Genomic DNA, 16,804 nt, shown 5'->3' with positions numbered 1-16,804 from the left:
CGGGGGTTACGGGGAAAGTCGATGAGGCTCTGCTTCCTGGTGGAGGAGCACTACCGGCATGACGGCATGCCGATTGAGGTGATCCGTCAACTCACCTCTTGGGGGCACCAGGTGGATGTGCTGCGGCCGGGCGGTTCCCTGCTGCGCATGACCGAGGCGGTGCGGGCAGGTACCCATGACGCGTGGGTTCTCAAGACGGTCTCCGGCGGCCCCGGGCTCACGTTGCTCGAAGCCGCGGCGTCGGCCGGCATGACGACGGTCAACGATGCCCGGTCGATACGAGGTGTACGGGACAAGGCACTTGCCGCGGCGATCGGTCGCAGCCGTGGGCTTCCGCTGCCGCCGACCTACGCGGCGGCGCGGCCCGAGCTGCTGGCGGAGATACCGTCGTCGGAGTACCCGCTGGTGGTCAAGCCCGCCGACGGCAGCTCGGGGCGGGCCGTGTACCTGGTGTCGTCACCGGACCGGCTGGCCGCCATGGTCCCCGAACTGGCGCGGGAGGGCATGCTCATCGCCCAGCCCTATGTGGCCAACCCGGGCATCGACGTCAAGGTGTACTGCGTCGGCGGCGAGCTGTACGCGACCGAGCGCTGCTCGCCGCTTCACCCTGACCGCGCGGTGCAGGAACGCCGCGTGCCGCTGTCGGCCGAGGTGGCCGCGATCGTCGCCCAGGTCGGGGCGGTCTACGGTCTCGATCTGTACGGCGTGGACGTGGTGCTGGGACCGGACGGCCCTGTGGTCGTCGATGTGAATGACTTCCCGAGCTTCCGTCAGGTCCCCGACGCGGCCGCCCGGGTGGCGCGAGCTGTACTCGGGCTGGCCCGCACAGGCCAGGCATCCGGCGCGGCCACGCTGACGCCCCGCCCGCACCCCGCGCACCCGGCTCCGGCTCCGGTGCAGGTGCCTGCGGCGGCGGGCGAGAGCGCATGAGGATTGGCCTGATCACACCTGAGCCCGGCCATCCACTGCTGGCCGCCACCACCGCCCTGCTCACCCGCGAGCATCAGGTGGAGACGCTGGACCCGAGAACGGTGGGTGACGTCCCCGAGCCGCCGGCCGACGTCTACCTGCTCAAGTCACGTACGCCACGTGCCCTGGCCCTCGCCCTCGACCTGGAGCAGCGCGGCGCCGCAGTGGTGAACTCGGCTGAGGCGACCGCGCTGTGCCAGGACCGTACGGCGATGGCGGAACAGGCCCGGCGGGCCGGCCTCCCGTTCGCTGCCACCCGCACCTTCAGCACGCTCGCTGAACTGGCGTCCGGCCCACGGCTCCACGGCCCCGTGGTGGTCAAGAGCCGCCACAGCCGAAGGCACGACGTGGTGGCCCGTCTCGACAACGACGTACAGCTGAGGGAGCTCGCCGCCGCGCACCCGCAGGAGCCGGTCGTGGTCCAGGAGTTCGCACCGAACAGCGGCTGGGACCATAAGCTGTGGGCGATCGGAGACCAGCTCTTCGCCGCCCTGCGCCGCTCCGAACTCTCGCCCGGGGGGCGGGGCCCCACGCTGCCGCTCGCCCCCGATGACCTGCCGCCCGGCTGGCCCGCCTTGGTGCGCCGGGTCGGCAAGGTCTTCGAACTCGACGTCTACGGCGTCGACATCATCGACACGGGCGACGGCGTCCCGCTGATCGTTGACATCAACGCCTTCCCCGGAATCCGGGGTCAGTCCGGCGCTCCGGAGGCGCTGGCGGCGCTGACTCTCGCCGTATCACTGGGCAGTGCTCGGAATGACGTGGATGTTGAACTCGTGGGTGCCAAGGGCTCCGGCCACGCCGAGGAAGAGCAGGGCGAAGTGCTCCTGCCCGCGCGCAGTGGCGATACCGCCCAGGCCCATCTGGGATGACTCGGACCAGCCGAGGTCGGCGAGCAGCAGGCCGGTTGTGGCCTCGGCGTCGTTGCCGGAGAGGAATACAGTGCTCCGGCCTTCCAGACCACCCGGTTCCGTCATCACGGAGGCGTGGCCAGTACCTCAAGTGACACGGTCCCTGGAGTGGCGCTGACGAGCACCTCCCCGTGCTCGGCCGCCTCGCTCAAGGCCGCGACGGGGCCGAAACCCGGTAACGGCGGCAGTACGACGCGTGGCACAGATAGGAGCCACCTCGCAGGGCGCGGGCCGTGCCCGAAGGCGGTCCTGACGGATTCTCGCGGGGTCCGGTGGCATGCCGGCCGGGATGGAACCAGTCGGCGGTCCATTCCCAGACGTTGCCGGTCATGTTTTGTGCAGGCCGTGGCCGTTGGGGGCGAAGGCGTCGACCGGGCAGGTGCCCAGGTAGCCGTCGTCGAGGGTGTTGTGGTCGGGGAAGGAGCCGTTCCAGACGTTCATCGCGTGGCGGAAATCGTCCGGCAGCAGGCCGCCGAAGACGAACGACGTGCCGTACCGCTCGGCGTCGGTGATGTGCCCGGTGGCGCTCACGAAGGCGGCGAAGAGGGCGTTGGTGACGCAGTACGGATCGAGGCCGAAGGTACTGACGCGGACCCGCCGGACCGGCCCCTCTCCGTCCTCCGGGTAGGCCCAGGCGTCGTCGCTGCCCATCCGGAACCAGTCGCCGTCCAGCCGGACCAGGCAGATCGCCGCATGCGCGGCACCGGTCGGAGGCCCATCGGCGGCGGGAGCCTGGGGCTGGTCCGCGCCACGGAGGTACAGCAACTGGGCCGATCGGTCGTCACGCGATTCCTCAGAAATGCCGGATTTACCCTGGCGTCGAGGGTCTGCATGCCCCGTGCCGTGGACAGTGAGTCAGCCCCTCAGGATGCGGTCCTTCTGGACGGCGAACTCTTCGTCCGAAAGCACCCCTTGCTCGCGCAGCTTGCCGAGGCGTTCCAGGTTGCTGATCGCCTCCTCGGTCAGGCCGGCTGACGGTGGCGCGCTCGGCGGAGCCTGCGCCTGCGGGGCAGGTTGTACGTCCGGCTCGGACGCAGTCTGCTGCGCGGCGGCTGCCTTCTCCGCCTGGTGTCTGGCGACACGGCCGGAGACCGCGGTCGCGGTCCCCGCGACCACAGCGCTGCGCGCGGCGACGCCTACGACGCCCGGTCGTCCGGCGCGCCTCATGGGACGGCCCAACATGGCCCTCACCTTGCCTTTCTCGGTCCGGGCCGGGCGCCGGATCAGGCGGCGGCTTCCAGCGCCTGCTCCACCACGGACGCCGGGATGCGCTCATGCGCCACCAGTTCGCCGCCGGCCCTGCGGATGGCACCGGTGATGGCGGAGGCCCAGGTGTTCTCCCAGACCAGCATCGCCGCCGAGGAGTTCGGTACGAGCTCCTCCGCGATCAGCGCGAGGTCCTCCTCGCTGAACAGACCGCCGACCTCGCCCTCGATGTTGTCGAACACCGACGCTTCCGTGGGGTCGAGAGCGTCGAGTTCGACGTAGGAGACCGATCCGTCCTGGTCCTTCTTGATGAAGGTCAGGTCGAGGATCCTCACGGTGCCGCTCGCCACGAGGTTCTGCAGCTCCGGGGCGATCTCCCCGCGGAAGCGGTTGCCCGGGAAGGCGATGACGACGTACTCGACGGGTCCCACTTCCATGGCTCTTGCCCTTCCTTGCGTGTCCTGGGGCGGCCCTCAGGCCGCGAGGACCTTGGCCTTGGCCTGCTCGAACTCGGCGTCCGTGATGTCGCCGTGGTTCTTGAGCTCGGCGAGCCGCGCGAGCTCATCGGCGTGCCCGGTGGTGCCGGCGCTCTCGCGTACGTAGGAGCGGAACTGCTGCTCGTTCTGCTGGGCCCGCTTCATCGCGCGCTCACCCATCCCGCGGCCCCGTGCGATCAAGTACACGAAGACGCCCAGGAAGGGCAGGAGGACGACAAAGACACACCAGCCGGACTTGCCCCAGCCGCTCAGGTCGTCGTCGCGGAAGATGTCGCCGATGACGCGGAAGAGCAGCATGAACCAGAGGACCCAGAGGAAGACCCACATCGTGGTCCAGAACACGTTCAGCAGTGGGTAGTCCGCTGCCAGGTTCAGTGTTGCGTCGTTCATGGTCGGTCTCCTGTCGGTTGTGCCATGTGCCCCGGGTCGTCACGGTCAGTAGTCGGGGTGCGACCGGGGTGCCGCTGTCCGGTCCGACGGCGGCGGCCTCGTGTCCGCCGAGGCGAACGCCCACACCAGTCCTGTGTTCAGCGTCGGTGAGCGCTCGGCCTCCCGCCTCACCCGGCACAGGTGAAGATCGGCTCAGCCGACTGTCGACGCGGAGGCGATCCGCGCGTCCAGGCGGCCGGCAGCCTGCTATTCGCGGGACAGCATGGCGGCGGCTTCCCGTTCCAGGTCGACGAACGGTTCGCCGCTGACGTCCACAGCCACCCGGTGCAGCGTTCCGCCGGTGAACGCCGAAGGGCGGGTGCCGGGGTAGTCGTCGGTGACGGCCTCCCCACCGTCGCGGCCGACGTTGAGACCCTCACCCGCGATAGGAACCCGGCGTACACCTCGGCCATGCGGCAGAAAAGCCGCTTCTCGTCGTCGGAGAGAGTGTCCCATGGGGCGTGCAGTCCAGCGGCGGGAAGGGGCTCTCCCCCTGGGCCGGTGCGGGTCGAGGAAGCCGTAGAACCGTTCGAAGCCGCGGGCGACCGGCCAGTTGTGCTTGGTCGAGGCCAGGTTCATCTCGTCCTCGGCGCACAAGTGCCACTTGCCGACCAGGGCCGTGCTGAAGCCCCGCTCGACCAGGATCTCACCGAGCGTGGGGCACTCCGGCGGGATGTGCCCGTTCGCGCCGGGGAAGCCGATGGCGCACTCGCTGATGCACGCCATGCCGTTGGTGGTGTGGTTGCGGCCGGTCAGCAGGCGGGAGCGGGTCGGTGAGCACAGCGCGGTCGTGTGCCACTGGCCGTCCCGCAGCCCATTCGCGGCGATCCGGTCGATGTTCAGGTGTCGATCGGCCCGCCTTAGCAGCCCATCGCTCCAAAGCCCACGTCGTCGAGCACGATGCACAGCACATTCGGTGACCCGGGCAGGGCCTGCGGCTGTTCGTACGGGCCCCAGTCCGGGACCGAGTCGCGAATGTCGAGATTCACGACACCTCGGAGTGGCTTGGACATGGCAGCTCTCCTCAGTGGTTGTTATCCAGTTTCGGAAGCCACCGTGGCCGGCACATCACCCGCACCAGGTGACCACAAATGGTGATCACTGCCGACCAGCGGTTGAGTGGATGGTGTCGCCCGATCACAGACTTCACCTTCGTGAACCTCGGTGACCTCTATGCAGAGCCCCGCAGAGCCTGATCACTCCGCCAGCCCGCAGCACCGCAGCCTGGCGCTTTCCGGTGACCCGATGCTCGCCGTCAGGTTCGCCGTTCCGGCGGTGCCGAAGCTGCTCGTCCACCGCCCTGAGCTGCTGAAGCGTCTGACTGACGGGGTGCAGGAGCCGCTCACGCTCATCAACGGCCCTGCCGGCGCGGGCAAGACGGTGCTCGCGTGCCACTGGATCACCGAGGGACTGGCACCGCGCGCGACCGCGTGGCTGACCGTTGAACCCGGCGACGCTCCCGGCGTCTTCTGGGCCTACGTCCTGGAGGCGTTTCACCGGCACGGCATACGGCTCCCGGCCGAGGTGGGCAGACCCACGCGCGCCGAGGGGGTGGACCAGTCGCTCCTGGTGCGTCTCGCAGAAGGGCTGGCCGAGCATCCCGAGCCAGTGGTCCTGGTGCTCGACCAGTTCGACTCGGCCCGTCCACCCGAGATCACCGAAGGGCTGCACTTCGTGCTCCGCCACGCTGCCGACGGCCTGCGCCTCGTGCTCACCGGCCGGACGGATTCGCTGCTGCCGCTGCACCGCTACCGGGCAGCCGGCGAGATCACCGAGATCCGCCACGCTGACCTCAGGTTCACCCACACGGACGCCGAGGCGCTGCTCCGCGAGCACCGGCTGGAGATCTCACAGGCGGGGATCCGGCTGCTGGTCGAACGTACCGAGGGCTGGGCTGCCGGCTTGCGCCTGTGTGCCCTGGCCATGCAGCGCAGCCACGACCCCGAAGCATTCGTCCGTGAGTTCGCCGCCGACCACACCACCATCGCTGACTACTTGCTCACCGAGGTGCTCGATGCGCAGCCGCCGCCCACACAGGACCTGCTGCTGCGCGCCAGCATCACCGACCGCATCCACCCCGAGCTCACCGATGTGCTGACCGGTCGTAACGACGCTGACTGGACGCTGGCCGGGCTTGCCCGCGACAACGCGTTCCTGGATCAGATCGACGAATCGGCCTGGTACCGGCTGCATCCCCTGTTCGCCGACGTCCTGCGCGCGCATCTGCGGCAGCGCTGCCCCGGTCTTGAGCCCCAGTTGCACGGGCGGGCGGCGCGCTGGCTCGCCGGGACCGGGCGGCTCACCGATGCCGTGGTGCAGGCGGCCGCCGCCGGTGACTGGCAGTTCGCGGCGGGGCAGTTGGTCGACAACATGGCGATCGGCAGGCTCTTCACCGGCTTGGAGACGGATCGGCTGAGCCATACGTTTGCCGCGATGCCGACCGACCTGACCGGTGCGGCTCCGGCTCTGGTGGAGGCGGCCTGCTGTCTGGCCGACCAGGACCTGTCCGGTTGCACGGCCGGGCTGCGACGGGCGGACGAGTATCTGACCGACGCTTCGGGCCCGGCGGTGCGACTCGGTCGCGCCTTTCTCGGGGTTCTCGCCGGGCGGCTCACCCACGACCTGGCGGCCACCGAGCAAGCAGCGGCGGACGCCGACCGTCTGCTGCATGAGATCCCACAGCCCGTACTGGGGCAGCACCCCGAGATCCGTGCGATGGTGCTGGCCGGTCTCGGCGCGGTCGAGCTCGGCGCCGGGCACCTCGACCGTGCCGACTCCAGTCTCACCGCCGCCGTCGAGGCGTGCGGCCGGCCGGGGATGGAGTACCCGCTCTGTGACTCGCTGGGGTCGCTGGCTCTGGTCGAGCTGCTGCGCGGGCAGTTGCGGCAGGCGGAGGAGCACGCGCGCGGATCGCTCACCGTCGCCGAGCGGTCCGCGCTTCCGCCGGAGCACCGGGCCGGTCTTGACCACCTCGTCCTGGCGGGCGTCGCGGCCGAGCACGACGACCTCACGACTGCCCGGACCCATCTCAAGCTGGCGACCGTGCCCGTAGGGCCGCTCCCGGAACCCGTGGCCGAAGTGGAGGCCGCCGTCATCGGCTCCAGGCTGGCGACAGCCGAGGGCGACTGGGAGGGAGCGCTCGCCGCAGTCCACGGGGTCGGCTCGGCCGCGGCCCCCCTGCATCTGTCCGAGTGGACGGTCGACGAGCTGGCCATCGCCGAGTCCTCCGCGCATCTGGCGCACGGTGACGCGGGCGCAGCCCTCGACGTGCTGGATGCCGTGGCCTCCGACCGGCCGGAGCACGCCGTGGCCAAGGCCCGCGCACTGCTGGCATCTGGACGCAGCGACCGCGCAATGGAGGTGCTGGCCGGCTTGTCGACCGATCGGGCCGATGAACCCGTCACGAATTCGAACCGGGCGCAGGCGTGCCTGCTCCAAGCGCGGGTGGCCGCAGCGAACGGTACCAGCGAGGAGGCGCACCGCCTCTTGCGGGAGGCGCTCGGGTTCGCCCGGCCCGAGGAGCTGCGGCGGGTGTTCGTCGAGAGCGGTCCCTGGGTACGCCGGCTGCTCCGGCAGGACCCGCAACTGGCGCAGGCACACGCCTGGTTGCCCGCCCACGTCCTGGGGTATGCGCGCGCGGGGGCATACGAGCAACTGCCCGTGGTGGTGGAACCACTGAGCGAGCGGGAGACCGATGTGCTGCGCAAGGCGGAGCAGCTGCTGTCCACCGAGGAAATCGCAGCCGAGCTGTATGTCTCCGCCAATACGGTCAAGACTCACCTGAAGAGCATCTACCGCAAACTCTCAGTCACCCGGCGCAGCGAGGCCGTCCACCGGGCCCGGGATCTCGGGGTGCTGTGACCGCGCAATTCGCCCGAACCGGGCGATGCCGCGCGAAGGCGCGGGGTCAACCATGGCAGGTGAAGCCAACAGATGCCCACGGCTCGGCCCGGCACAATGCCACGTCTCGGCTCCTAGGGAAGTGCTCGCATGCGCTACGAATTCCGCATCGCCGGCGTCGTATCGGTCGCACTCGCCGAATCCTTTCCCGAACTCGACCGCGTTCCTACGCCCGAACAAACCCTGTTCTTCGGCACACTGACCGACGAGGCCCACCTGTACGGGCTTCTCTCCCGGTTCCAGGCTCTGGGCCTGCGCGTACTCGAGATGCGGCAGCTGCCCGGGTGACGCCGCACAGCCGGAGCGGCCCCGACGTCACTCCGCGTCAGCCCGCTACTGCTTGGCTGCCTGCTCGGTCGGCTCGCCGTTCCGGCTTGTGGCCGCCAGCAGCGCCAGCATGGCGAGCAGGATGATCGGACGACGTGGGGTCGGGCGGCGTACTCATGACACTCCCGGGGACAACGGCGGCGGACCGCTGCTCACCCTCCAGTGGACACGCACCGTAGCGACGAGCGCACCTTGGGTTGCGCCCAACGTAGGAGCCGCCGGTCCGGTGAGACCTGGGGCCACCGTCTTCGAGGTACTGCTCCCCCGGAGATGACCGGGGCCCAGGCCGCGAACCGGTATGTGATCGTCGAAAAGTTACTTTTAGGTATGCCGTGACTTAACACGCAAGAAACAGTAGAACCTGTTCTCACTCCATCAAGAGTGAGGAACATCACATGAGTGACTCCGTCAGGTGTGATAAAGGCTCCAAGGGCGTTTCGCGCCGTAGATTCATCGCTGGAACCAGTTCTATTTTGGGGGCCGCGGCCTTAGCGGGTCGCGCCACCGCGGCCCCGGCACCGGCCGCCCCCGCAGCCGCCCCGATCGACACCGGGGCCCATGTCCCGGTCCTGGTCGTCGGCACCGGATACGGCGGCTCCGTCGCCGCCCTGCGTCTCGCCCAGGCCGGCGTCGACGTGCAGATGATCGAGATGGGCATGTCCTGGGACACCCCCGGTTCGGACGGCAAGATCTTCGCCAACACCACCAAGCCGGACAAACGGTCCTACTGGCTCCGCACCAAGACCAAACAGCCCCTCAGCAACTTCCTCGGCTTCCCGCTCGACAAGGACATCCCCCGCTACACCGGGATCCTGGACGCCGAGGAAATGGGCGGCATCATCGTCTACCAGGGCCGCGGCGTCGGCGGCGGTTCGCTGGTCAACGGCGGCATGGCCGTCACGCCCAAGCGCGAGAACTTCAGCGCCGTCCTGCCGTCGGTGAACGCCGACGAGATGTACGGCACCTACTACCCGCGCGCCAACGCCGGGCTCGGGGTCAGCACAGTCGACCCGGCCTGGTTCGAGACCGCCGAGTGCTACCAGTACGCCCGGGTCGGCCGCAAGCACGCCCAGCGTTCCGGCTTCCCGTTCGTCTTCGTACCGGACGTGTACGACTGGGACTACATGAAGCAGGAGGCGGCGGGAACCGTCCCCAAGTCGGCGCTGGCCGGCGAGATCCTCTACGGCAACAACTACGGCAAGAAGTCGCTGGAGAAGACCTACCTCGCCCAGGCCAGAGCGACCGGTAAGGTCACCATCTCGCCGCTGCACAAGGTCACTTCGGTCGCCCCTGCGGCCGGTGGCGGCTACACGGTCGTCATCGAGCAGATCAACACCAACGGTGACACCACGGCCACCAAGACCGTGACCGCGGACAAGGTGTTCTTCGCGGCCGGCAGCGTCGGCACCAGCAAGCTGCTGACCAAGCTGAAGGCCACCGGCGCGCTGCCCAACCTCAACAGCGAGGTCGGCAGGGGCTGGGGCGACAACGGCAACGTCATGTGCGGCCGGGCCAACCACCTGTGGGACCCGACGGGCAAGCTCCAGTCGTCCATTCCCTGCTCCGGCATCGACAACTGGGCTGCAGGTGGCGCGTTCGCCGAGGTCGCACCGCTGCCGACCGGGATCGAGACCTACGCCTCGTTCTATCTGTCGATCACCAAGAACCCGAACCGCGCCCAGTTCTCCTGGAACGCCGCTACGGGCAAGGTCGACCTGAACTGGCAGACCGCGTGGAAGCAGCCGTCCATCGACATGGCCAAAACGATCTTCGACAAGATCAACGCGAAGGAGGGGACGATCTACCGGACCGACCTCTTCGGCACCAACAAGATCTGGGGCGATCACCTCACGTACCACCCGCTCGGCGGCGCGGTCCTGAACAAGGCCACCGACAACTACGGCCGCCTGTACGGCTACTCCGGCCTGTACGTCATCGACGGCTCGCTCATCCCCGGCAACACCAGTGTCAACCCGTTCGTCACCATCACGGCGCTCGCCGAACGGAACATCGAAAAGATCATCGCCACCGACCTGTAACGCCGGTCTGACGACGAAGAGTTCATTGTCAAAAGGCTCGGGGCCAACCTCCTGCGAAGCTCCTGCGGGGGTCAGCCCGAAGCCCGGGGCCGGCCGATCTCAAACAGCGGCCCCGGACCACCTCAGCCCGTCGGCAGCACACACACGGCGTCGAGGCCAAGCACACGGTTGAGCCGGCCGAAGGCCAGCCAGGAGCCAATACTCATGCTCAGCTCCACGATCTCGACCTGGCTGTAGTGCGCGGTCATCCGGGTCCAGAACTCGTCGTCGAGGCCGTGGTGATCCAGCGCGTACCGCTCGGCATACTCGGCGGCCAGCCGGGTGCGGTCGTCGAAGGCGTCAGTGGTGCGCCACTCGGTCACCGCGTCGGAGAACTCCTCCTCGACCTTCTCGCCGTCCCTGTCGGTGCGCCAATCCAGGCAGAACAGGCACCCGTTGATCTGCGCGATCCGCAGCCGCGCGGCCTCGAACTCCCGCAGTCCCAGCGTCGTGTGGGAGTAGACCGACAGCGAGAAGTTCGCAGCGGCCATCCCGATGCCCGGGACCATGTCGCCCCACACGTACTCGATCGGGTGCTTGCCCTCGGGGATGTCGATGTTCATCGTTCTCTCCTTCCGAGCCTGCCGACTGCGGGGCGCAGTGGGACGTCGAGCGCGTCGTAGAGTCCGGGTTTGGCATCGACGAGCCAGTCGATGGTGCTCACAAGACGGCCGACCGCGGTGGCGTTCCCGCCCGCGGACCGGTTCGCGCCCTCGTCGCTCGCCTCGACCGTGACCTCGATGCGCGGGCGGCCCTCGATGATCACCCGGTGTGCTCCGTCGCCGCCGTCGGGCGGCGTCGGCCAGTCCGGTGCGCAGGACGAGTGGATACGGGTGACGTGCTCGATGACGATGCGGGGTTCGCCATCGACGATGCCCTGCACCTCGAATCGCACTGCGCCCTGGGTACCGGCCTCGAACTCCCCCATCGTCCGGGTGCTCACCGTGGCGTCGAGCGCGCGCCGGTCCATGGTCTCGCGGATGTCGTCGAGTTCGGCGCCGAGGGCCCTTGCCATCAGCCGTATCTGCCCGCCCCACACCATGGTCGGGATGGTCGGCGCGAGCATCAGCGGCTCGTAGTCCATCGGGTGGCCCATGCCGACCAGGTGCCGGACCGAGTCCTCCTGGTCGTAGGTGGAGTAGTCGAAGATCTCCTGACAGCGGATCACGTCCACAGTGGTGCCAAGTCCGCTGATCAGCAACGGCAGTACGTCATTGCCCCAGCCGGGGTCGACACCGGAGACGAAAAGCGAGCCGCCGCCGTCCGCGATGGCCGCCAGGACCGGATCCCGCAGCTCCGGCGGGGCGGTGCGCTGGTCGTAGAACCCGTACAGCGCCGGGGTGACGACCACGGCTCCGGCCTCGATCGCCCTGATGATGTCGGCGAGGGCGTCGTCGGGGCGGATGTCGCCGGACGCCGCGTACACCACCGCACGGGGACTGACGGCGAGCACCGCATCGATGTCGTCGGTCGCCCGGACCCCCAATTGGGCGTCGAGTCCGCCGAGTTCGCCCGCGTCACGGCCGACCTTGTCGGGGTTGTGGACGAGAACGGCCGCGAGTTTCAGCGCCGGGTGGGCCTCGACGGCACGGATAGCCGCGCGGCCGACGTTGCCGGTACCCCAGACCACCGTGGAAATCATGCGCGGAGGGTAGCGAGAGGACGTATTAGTTCATAGTGCCGTGACGGGAAAACATTGCAGCCTCGCCGGTCTGATTGGCCTTGAGCCCGCTGACCGGTGAAAACGTAACAAAGCAGGCGTAGGCTGGCCAGAACGCCCTATTGCACCGCGAACAAGCGATGGAGGCGCGGCGCATGACCGACCCACACGGCTTCCTCAAGACCCCCCGTCGGCCCGTCCCGGCCCGCCCCGTCGAGGAACGGCTGAGCGACTGGAACGAGGTCTACGCGGGGCAGGCCATGCTTCCGCTCGTGTCCGAGCAGGCCGGGCGATGCATGGACTGCGGCATTCCGTTCTGCCACAGCGGCTGCCCGCTGGGGAATCTCATCCCCGAGTGGAACGCGTACGCGGCCCGGGGCGACTGGCGGGCGGCGGCCGAGCGGCTGCACGCGACGAACAATTTCCCCGAGTTCACAGGGCGGCTCTGCCCGGCACCGTGCGAGGACGCCTGCGTGCTGGCCATCAATGCCGATCCGGTGACGATCAAGAACGTCGAGCAGGCCATCTCCGACCAGATCTGGGAGCGCGGGTACGCGCCACCACAGCCCCCGGAGCGCCTCAGCGGGAAGACCGTCGCAGTCATCGGCTCCGGACCCGCGGGACTGGCGGCGGCCCAGCAGCTGACCAGGGCCGGCCACACGGTCGCGGTGTACGAGCGCGCGGACCGCATCGGCGGACTGCTGCGGTACGGCATCCCCGCGTTCAAGATGGAGAAACGGCACCTGGACCGCCGCATCGAGCAGATGCGCGCGGAGGGCACCAAGTTCCGCACGGGTGTGGATGTCGGCGGCGAACTCGACGCCACCGAGCTCAGAAGGCGTCACGACGCGGTGGTCGTCGCCGTCGGAGCCACGGAGCAGCGGGAGCTCCCCGTCCCCGGCCGCGAGCTGGACGGCATCCACCAGGCCATGGACTACCTGACCCACGCCAACCGGGTCCAGGAGGGCGACTACGCCTCGTCCCCCCTCACCGCCGAGGGCAAGCACGTGGTGATCGTCGGCGGCGGGGACACCGGCTCGGACTGTCTGGGCACCGCCCTGCGCCAGGGCCCGGTCTCCGTGGTGCAGCTGGACATCAACCCCGAGCCTGGCGACGCCCGGCCGGACACCGAGCCCTGGCCCGTATATCCCAAGGTCTACCGGATCTCGCATGCGCATGAAGAGGCCCGGGGGCGGGAGGGCGCGGATCCGAGGGTCTTCTCCTCCGCCACGCTCCGCTTCGACGAGGGCCCGGCCGGCCGTGTGCGGGCGCTGCGGCTGACGAAAGTGGAACCCGAGGCCAGAAAGCCGCGGCCGGACAGCGAGCGAGTGATCCCGGCGGAGCTGGTCCTGCTCGCCCTCGGCTTCTCCGGTCCCCAGCGGGACACCGGTCTGATGAAGCAGCTCGGGCTCACGCTGGACGACCGGGGAAACTTCGCGCGGGACGCCGCCTTCGCAGCCAGAACGGCGGGGCGGGCGGAGCAGGCCGAGCGGACAGGCCGCACCAGGACGGACGGGATCTTCGTCGCGGGCGACGCGGGACGCGGCCAGTCCCTTGTGGTGTGGGCCATCGCGGAGGGACGCTCCGCCGCGGCGGCCACGGACCGCTATCTGACCGGCTCCACCGTGCTCCCGGCCCCCGTCACTGCAAAGGACCGGCCCCTGGTGGCGTGAAGCCTCCGTAGCGGAGGTGCTCAGCAACGGTAGGTGGGGCCGTTCTGATTGGTGAGGTTGTCGTTGGACATCCAGCCCGCGGTCTGGGTGCCGGAGATCCGCACGTACGTCCAGGGGTGGCCGTACCCATTGACGACGTAGCAGTGGTACCAGACCTTGGCTCCCGATTTGACCTGGGCCACGTCCGAACATGTCGCGTACGGCCCGGTCTTGAGGTGGTAGGTGCCCGTCATGTTGCCGTAGGTACCGGGGTGCGGGTCCTGGTGGCTCCATCCGCCGCAGCTCTTCGACACGGAACTGGACGTCGCGGTCGGGCTCGCGGGCGACGACGGTGCACCACTGGTGCCGGCGCCGGTGCCGGTGCCCGTGCCCGTGCCGGTGCCTGACGTCGTCGGGCCGCCGGCGCCGCTCGTGCTCCCTTGGCCGGACGGCTTCGCAGGGTTCCCGGCCGCGTGAGAGGAGGAGGCGGAAGGGGACGATGAGGACGCGGAGGACGACGGCGACGCCTTCGGGGTCGTCGAGCCGGTCTTCCCGCCGTCCACGCCGGCCTGGTCGTTCGGAGTGCTGCCTGAAAGACCCGCGTTGTTCGTCGACCCGTCGCTGCCCGGTCCCATCAGTGCGTACGCGATCCCTCCTCCGGCCAGCACAAGGGCGGCGGTCGCCGCCGCGATGGTGGTCCGGCCGCGGCGGCGCGAGGGGAGCGGCGCGGTACGTCGGCCGTGGCCACCCGTATGGGATACGAACGGTGCCCCCTGCCCACCGAGTTGCGGGCCGGACTGCGGGCTGATGGGCGGCCCGAATCCGGCGGCAACGGACGGCGAGGCCGGTTGGCTCGGGTACGCCTCATTCGCTGCGGTCGCGGCCGGCACGGACGGCTGGCCGACCGGCACATCGCCCGTTACGGCCACGGGCGGCGTCACGCTCATGGTGTTCCCGGCGGCAACCGCCTCCAGCATCTGGCGTGCCTCGTCGGCCGACGGGCGGGCCGCGGGGTCCTTGGCCGTCAGCGCCTGGATCACCGGCGCCAGCGAACCGGACCGCCTGAGTTCCGGCAGCGGTTGGGTGACGATCGCGTTGAGCGTGGACCAGACGGAGGTACGGCGGAACGGCGTCGCGCCCTCCACCGCCGCGTACAGCGTCATGCCGAGCGACCAGATGTCCGAGGCGGGGCCGGGCGTCTGGCCCATCGCACGCTCGGGCGGCAGGAAGTCGAGCGAGCCGACGAGCATCCCGTCCTGGGTCAGCTTCGTCATCGCCGCGTCGTCGGGCGCCTCCACGCTGGCGATACCGAAGTCGGTGAGCACCACCCGCCCGCGGCTGCGGTCGAGGAGCACATTGCCGGGCTTCACGTCCCGGTGCAGCACGCCGACCTTGTGCGCGGCGTCGAGCGCGTCCATCACCGTTGCACCGATGGCCGCGGCCTCACGCGGGTCCATCGCCCCACGCTCCGCCAGCACGTCGTCGAGCGAGGGCCCCTCGACCAGCTCCATGACGATGACCGGCAGGCCCTGCTCCTCGGTCACGTCGTGCACGATGATGACGCTGCTGTGCCGGACACGGGCGGCGGCCTGCGCCTCCCGTTGCATCCGGGCCCGCAGGTCAGCCAGTTCGGGTCCTGACACATCGTTGTACGCTCGCAGGATCTTGACCGCGACTTCCCGCCCAAGCACCTCGTCCACCGCGCGGCAGACGACACCCATGCCGCCCCGGCCCAGTTGCCCGGTCACCCGGTAACGCCCGCCTATGACCGTGCCGAGCAGCTCTCCGCCGCTCGCATCCCCCGTCGTCACCGTCGCTCCGTTCCGTTCTGTCACGCGTCGTTCGTCTGTTTGTCGCGTCCACGACTTGGCGGGCACCAGAAGGGGCGGGGCTCAAGGGTGGATGCGCGAGGTGACGGACTCGGCGCCGGACTCGCGCCCGATCCGCACCTAATGCACGGCCACACGCATTAGGGAACGCTCACCGTATCCAGACGTGAGCACGTCACGCAACGCGCACCCACGGGTAACAGGCACAGGGCCACGTGAAGATCTGGTGCCCAATGGATTGAGCGCGGGGACGTCAACTCCCTCTGCGGCCCAGGGACTTGGCGGCCGCTCTGCACGCGGAATGGCACCGGCGCCGGTGGTCAAGCCGAGCGGCTGAAGTGCTCCTTGAGTTCGGGGGCGAGGGCGTCCCAGGCGACGGCGTGATTCTGGCCGTCCAGTGTGCGGTGCTGCGCGGTGGGCAGAGCGCTGGTGAGCGCCTGCGCCGCGTTGGCTGCCCAGGCACCGCTGTCGCTGCCCGTCAGGATGAGGGCGGGGATCCTTACGGAGGCCGCCAGGTCGGTGGGCAGCGTGCTGTCGCCCATCACGGCGGCGTCGTAGGCGAGCGTGTGCGCCAGGGCCTCCAGGCCCGGCCACATCGGGCTCTGGCGCATTCCTGAAATCATCTCGTGGGGCAGCCCGATGGTGGTCATGAACAGCGCCACGGCGTCGCCACGGCGGCCCGCGTCGAGCAGGGCGGTGAGCTGGGTGACGTACTCACGCTGTCGTCGCGGGGCGTCGTCGTCGACCATGAACGGCGGGTCCCACAAGGCCAGTTTGGTGATGGGCAGGCCGTCCGCCGCGGCGCGCAGGGCAAGAACGGCGCCGGAGGAGTTGCCGAAAACCGCCGCTGGTTCCCCCACTGCGGCGATCACGGCTCCGAGGTCGTCAATTTCCCGCTCGACTCCGTAAGGCAGCGTGTCCCCGCTGTCCCCGCGACCCCGGCGGTCGTAATTGAGCATCGTGAAGTCCGCGGCCAAGAGCTCGGCCAGGGGCGCGTGGACCGCCCGCGTGCACGTTGCGCCGCTGACCAGGATGACCGGCCTGCCCTCACCGAGCCGGTCGAACGCGATGTCAGTCCCGTCACTGGAACGCGTCTTGTCCATGAGCTCGCTCCTCGTGCGTGCCGGCCTCTGTTACCTGGTTAGACGGCGCCCGAACGCAGAACTCATCGCCGGCCCGGTAGGGACAAGCTGAGGGCCGGGCGGCCGCTGTGGAAGCGGTTCACCCGGCCCCGTGACCGTTGCGCGGCGTGCGCCGCGCGGACGGGATCAGCCCTCGACGACGCCGGACTTGGCGATCGTGACCTTCGCCTTCGGGGCGCCGCTGCGCGAGCCCAGACCCTCGAT

The 16,804-nt window shown here is 69.5% G+C and carries 15 protein-coding genes and 2 pseudogenes; 6 read left to right on the top strand and 11 right to left on the bottom strand.

The window, feature by feature from the left end; genetic code table 11:
• Nucleotides 1–21: 21 nt before the first annotated feature.
• Entirely contained in the window at nucleotides 22–930 is a 909-nt protein-coding gene (locus ABZS64_RS35670; protein ID WP_355838747.1) for a hypothetical protein, read from the top strand.
• Complete coding sequence (locus ABZS64_RS35665; protein WP_355838745.1) at nucleotides 927–1,841, top strand: alpha-L-glutamate ligase; 915 nt, start codon at nucleotides 927–929, stop codon at nucleotides 1,839–1,841. The genes ABZS64_RS35670 and ABZS64_RS35665 overlap by 4 nt, the downstream gene beginning before the upstream one ends.
• Here ABZS64_RS35665 and ABZS64_RS35660 read toward each other — a convergent pair.
• From ABZS64_RS35660 to ABZS64_RS35630, 7 genes and pseudogenes are all read right to left on the bottom strand, one after another.
• Nucleotides 1,725–2,047: pseudogene (locus ABZS64_RS35660) on the bottom strand (oxidoreductase); the annotation flags it as partial. The gene ABZS64_RS35665 and the pseudogene ABZS64_RS35660 sit on opposite strands and share 117 nt — an antisense overlap.
• Nucleotides 2,029–2,531 (bottom strand): annotated as a pseudogene (locus ABZS64_RS35655) (SUMF1/EgtB/PvdO family nonheme iron enzyme). The pseudogenes ABZS64_RS35660 and ABZS64_RS35655, both read right to left, overlap by 19 nt.
• Nucleotides 2,532–2,735: 204 nt before the next feature.
• Nucleotides 2,736–3,062 (bottom strand): SHOCT domain-containing protein, encoded by a 327-nt coding sequence (locus ABZS64_RS35650; RefSeq protein WP_355838743.1) that lies wholly within the window; start codon nucleotides 3,060–3,062, stop codon nucleotides 2,736–2,738.
• Between the two features lie 41 nt (nucleotides 3,063–3,103).
• Nucleotides 3,104–3,523, bottom strand: a complete 420-nt coding sequence (locus ABZS64_RS35645) for a DUF6325 family protein (protein ID WP_355838740.1) — start codon at nucleotides 3,521–3,523, stop codon at nucleotides 3,104–3,106.
• A 36-nt stretch (nucleotides 3,524–3,559) separates the two neighbouring features.
• Complete coding sequence (locus ABZS64_RS35640; RefSeq protein ID WP_355838737.1) at nucleotides 3,560–3,973, bottom strand: SHOCT domain-containing protein; 414 nt, start codon at nucleotides 3,971–3,973, stop codon at nucleotides 3,560–3,562.
• Between the two features lie 246 nt (nucleotides 3,974–4,219).
• Entirely contained in the window at nucleotides 4,220–4,918 is a 699-nt protein-coding gene (locus ABZS64_RS35635; protein ID WP_355838734.1) for a sulfatase-like hydrolase/transferase, read from the bottom strand.
• On the bottom strand, nucleotides 4,873–5,025 hold the full coding sequence (locus ABZS64_RS35630) for a hypothetical protein (protein WP_355838731.1): 153 nt from the start codon (nucleotides 5,023–5,025) through the stop codon (nucleotides 4,873–4,875). The genes ABZS64_RS35635 and ABZS64_RS35630 overlap by 46 nt, the downstream gene beginning before the upstream one ends.
• Nucleotides 5,026–5,185: 160 nt before the next feature.
• Between ABZS64_RS35630 and ABZS64_RS35625 the strand changes: the two genes are divergently transcribed.
• From ABZS64_RS35625 to ABZS64_RS35615, 3 genes are all read left to right on the top strand, one after another.
• On the top strand, nucleotides 5,186–7,873 hold the full coding sequence (locus ABZS64_RS35625; protein WP_355838727.1) for a LuxR C-terminal-related transcriptional regulator: 2,688 nt from the start codon (nucleotides 5,186–5,188) through the stop codon (nucleotides 7,871–7,873).
• Between the two features lie 129 nt (nucleotides 7,874–8,002).
• Complete coding sequence (locus tag ABZS64_RS35620) at nucleotides 8,003–8,200, top strand: hypothetical protein (RefSeq protein ID WP_355838724.1); 198 nt, start codon at nucleotides 8,003–8,005, stop codon at nucleotides 8,198–8,200.
• 434 nt (nucleotides 8,201–8,634) lie between these two features.
• Nucleotides 8,635–10,278: a GMC oxidoreductase gene (locus tag ABZS64_RS35615; RefSeq protein WP_355838721.1), complete on the top strand. Its 1,644-nt coding sequence runs from the start codon at nucleotides 8,635–8,637 to the stop codon at nucleotides 10,276–10,278.
• A 122-nt stretch (nucleotides 10,279–10,400) separates the two neighbouring features.
• Here ABZS64_RS35615 and ABZS64_RS35610 read toward each other — a convergent pair whose 3' ends face one another.
• Nucleotides 10,401–10,880, bottom strand: a complete 480-nt coding sequence (locus ABZS64_RS35610; RefSeq protein ID WP_355838718.1) for a carboxymuconolactone decarboxylase family protein — start codon at nucleotides 10,878–10,880, stop codon at nucleotides 10,401–10,403.
• On the bottom strand, nucleotides 10,877–11,959 hold the full coding sequence (locus ABZS64_RS35605; protein ID WP_355838715.1) for a dihydrodipicolinate reductase: 1,083 nt from the start codon (nucleotides 11,957–11,959) through the stop codon (nucleotides 10,877–10,879). Before ABZS64_RS35605 ends, ABZS64_RS35610 begins: the two co-directional genes overlap by 4 nt.
• A gap of 173 nt (nucleotides 11,960–12,132) precedes the next feature.
• On the opposite strand from ABZS64_RS35605, the gene ABZS64_RS35600 reads away from it, so the two are divergent.
• Nucleotides 12,133–13,650 (top strand): glutamate synthase subunit beta, encoded by a 1,518-nt coding sequence (locus ABZS64_RS35600; protein WP_355838712.1) that lies wholly within the window; start codon nucleotides 12,133–12,135, stop codon nucleotides 13,648–13,650.
• A gap of 20 nt (nucleotides 13,651–13,670) precedes the next feature.
• Here the strand turns inward: ABZS64_RS35600 and ABZS64_RS35595 are convergent, their stop codons facing one another.
• Together ABZS64_RS35595 and ABZS64_RS35590 are read right to left on the bottom strand one after the other, a co-directional pair.
• Entirely contained in the window at nucleotides 13,671–15,464 is a 1,794-nt protein-coding gene (locus tag ABZS64_RS35595; protein ID WP_355838709.1) for a serine/threonine-protein kinase, read from the bottom strand.
• A 314-nt stretch (nucleotides 15,465–15,778) separates the two neighbouring features.
• A complete protein-coding gene (locus tag ABZS64_RS35590) occupies nucleotides 15,779–16,561 on the bottom strand; it encodes an alpha/beta hydrolase (protein ID WP_355838706.1) in 783 nt (260 codons plus the stop codon).
• Between the last annotated feature and the right edge of the window lie 243 nt (nucleotides 16,562–16,804).

It is taken from the genome of Streptomyces sp. NPDC005408 (genome assembly GCF_040606445.1).
Classification (GTDB): domain Bacteria; phylum Actinomycetota; class Actinomycetes; order Streptomycetales; family Streptomycetaceae; genus Streptomyces.
Note: the sequence above shows the minus strand (reverse complement) of the source record. Positions and strands in the feature narration are given on the sequence as shown.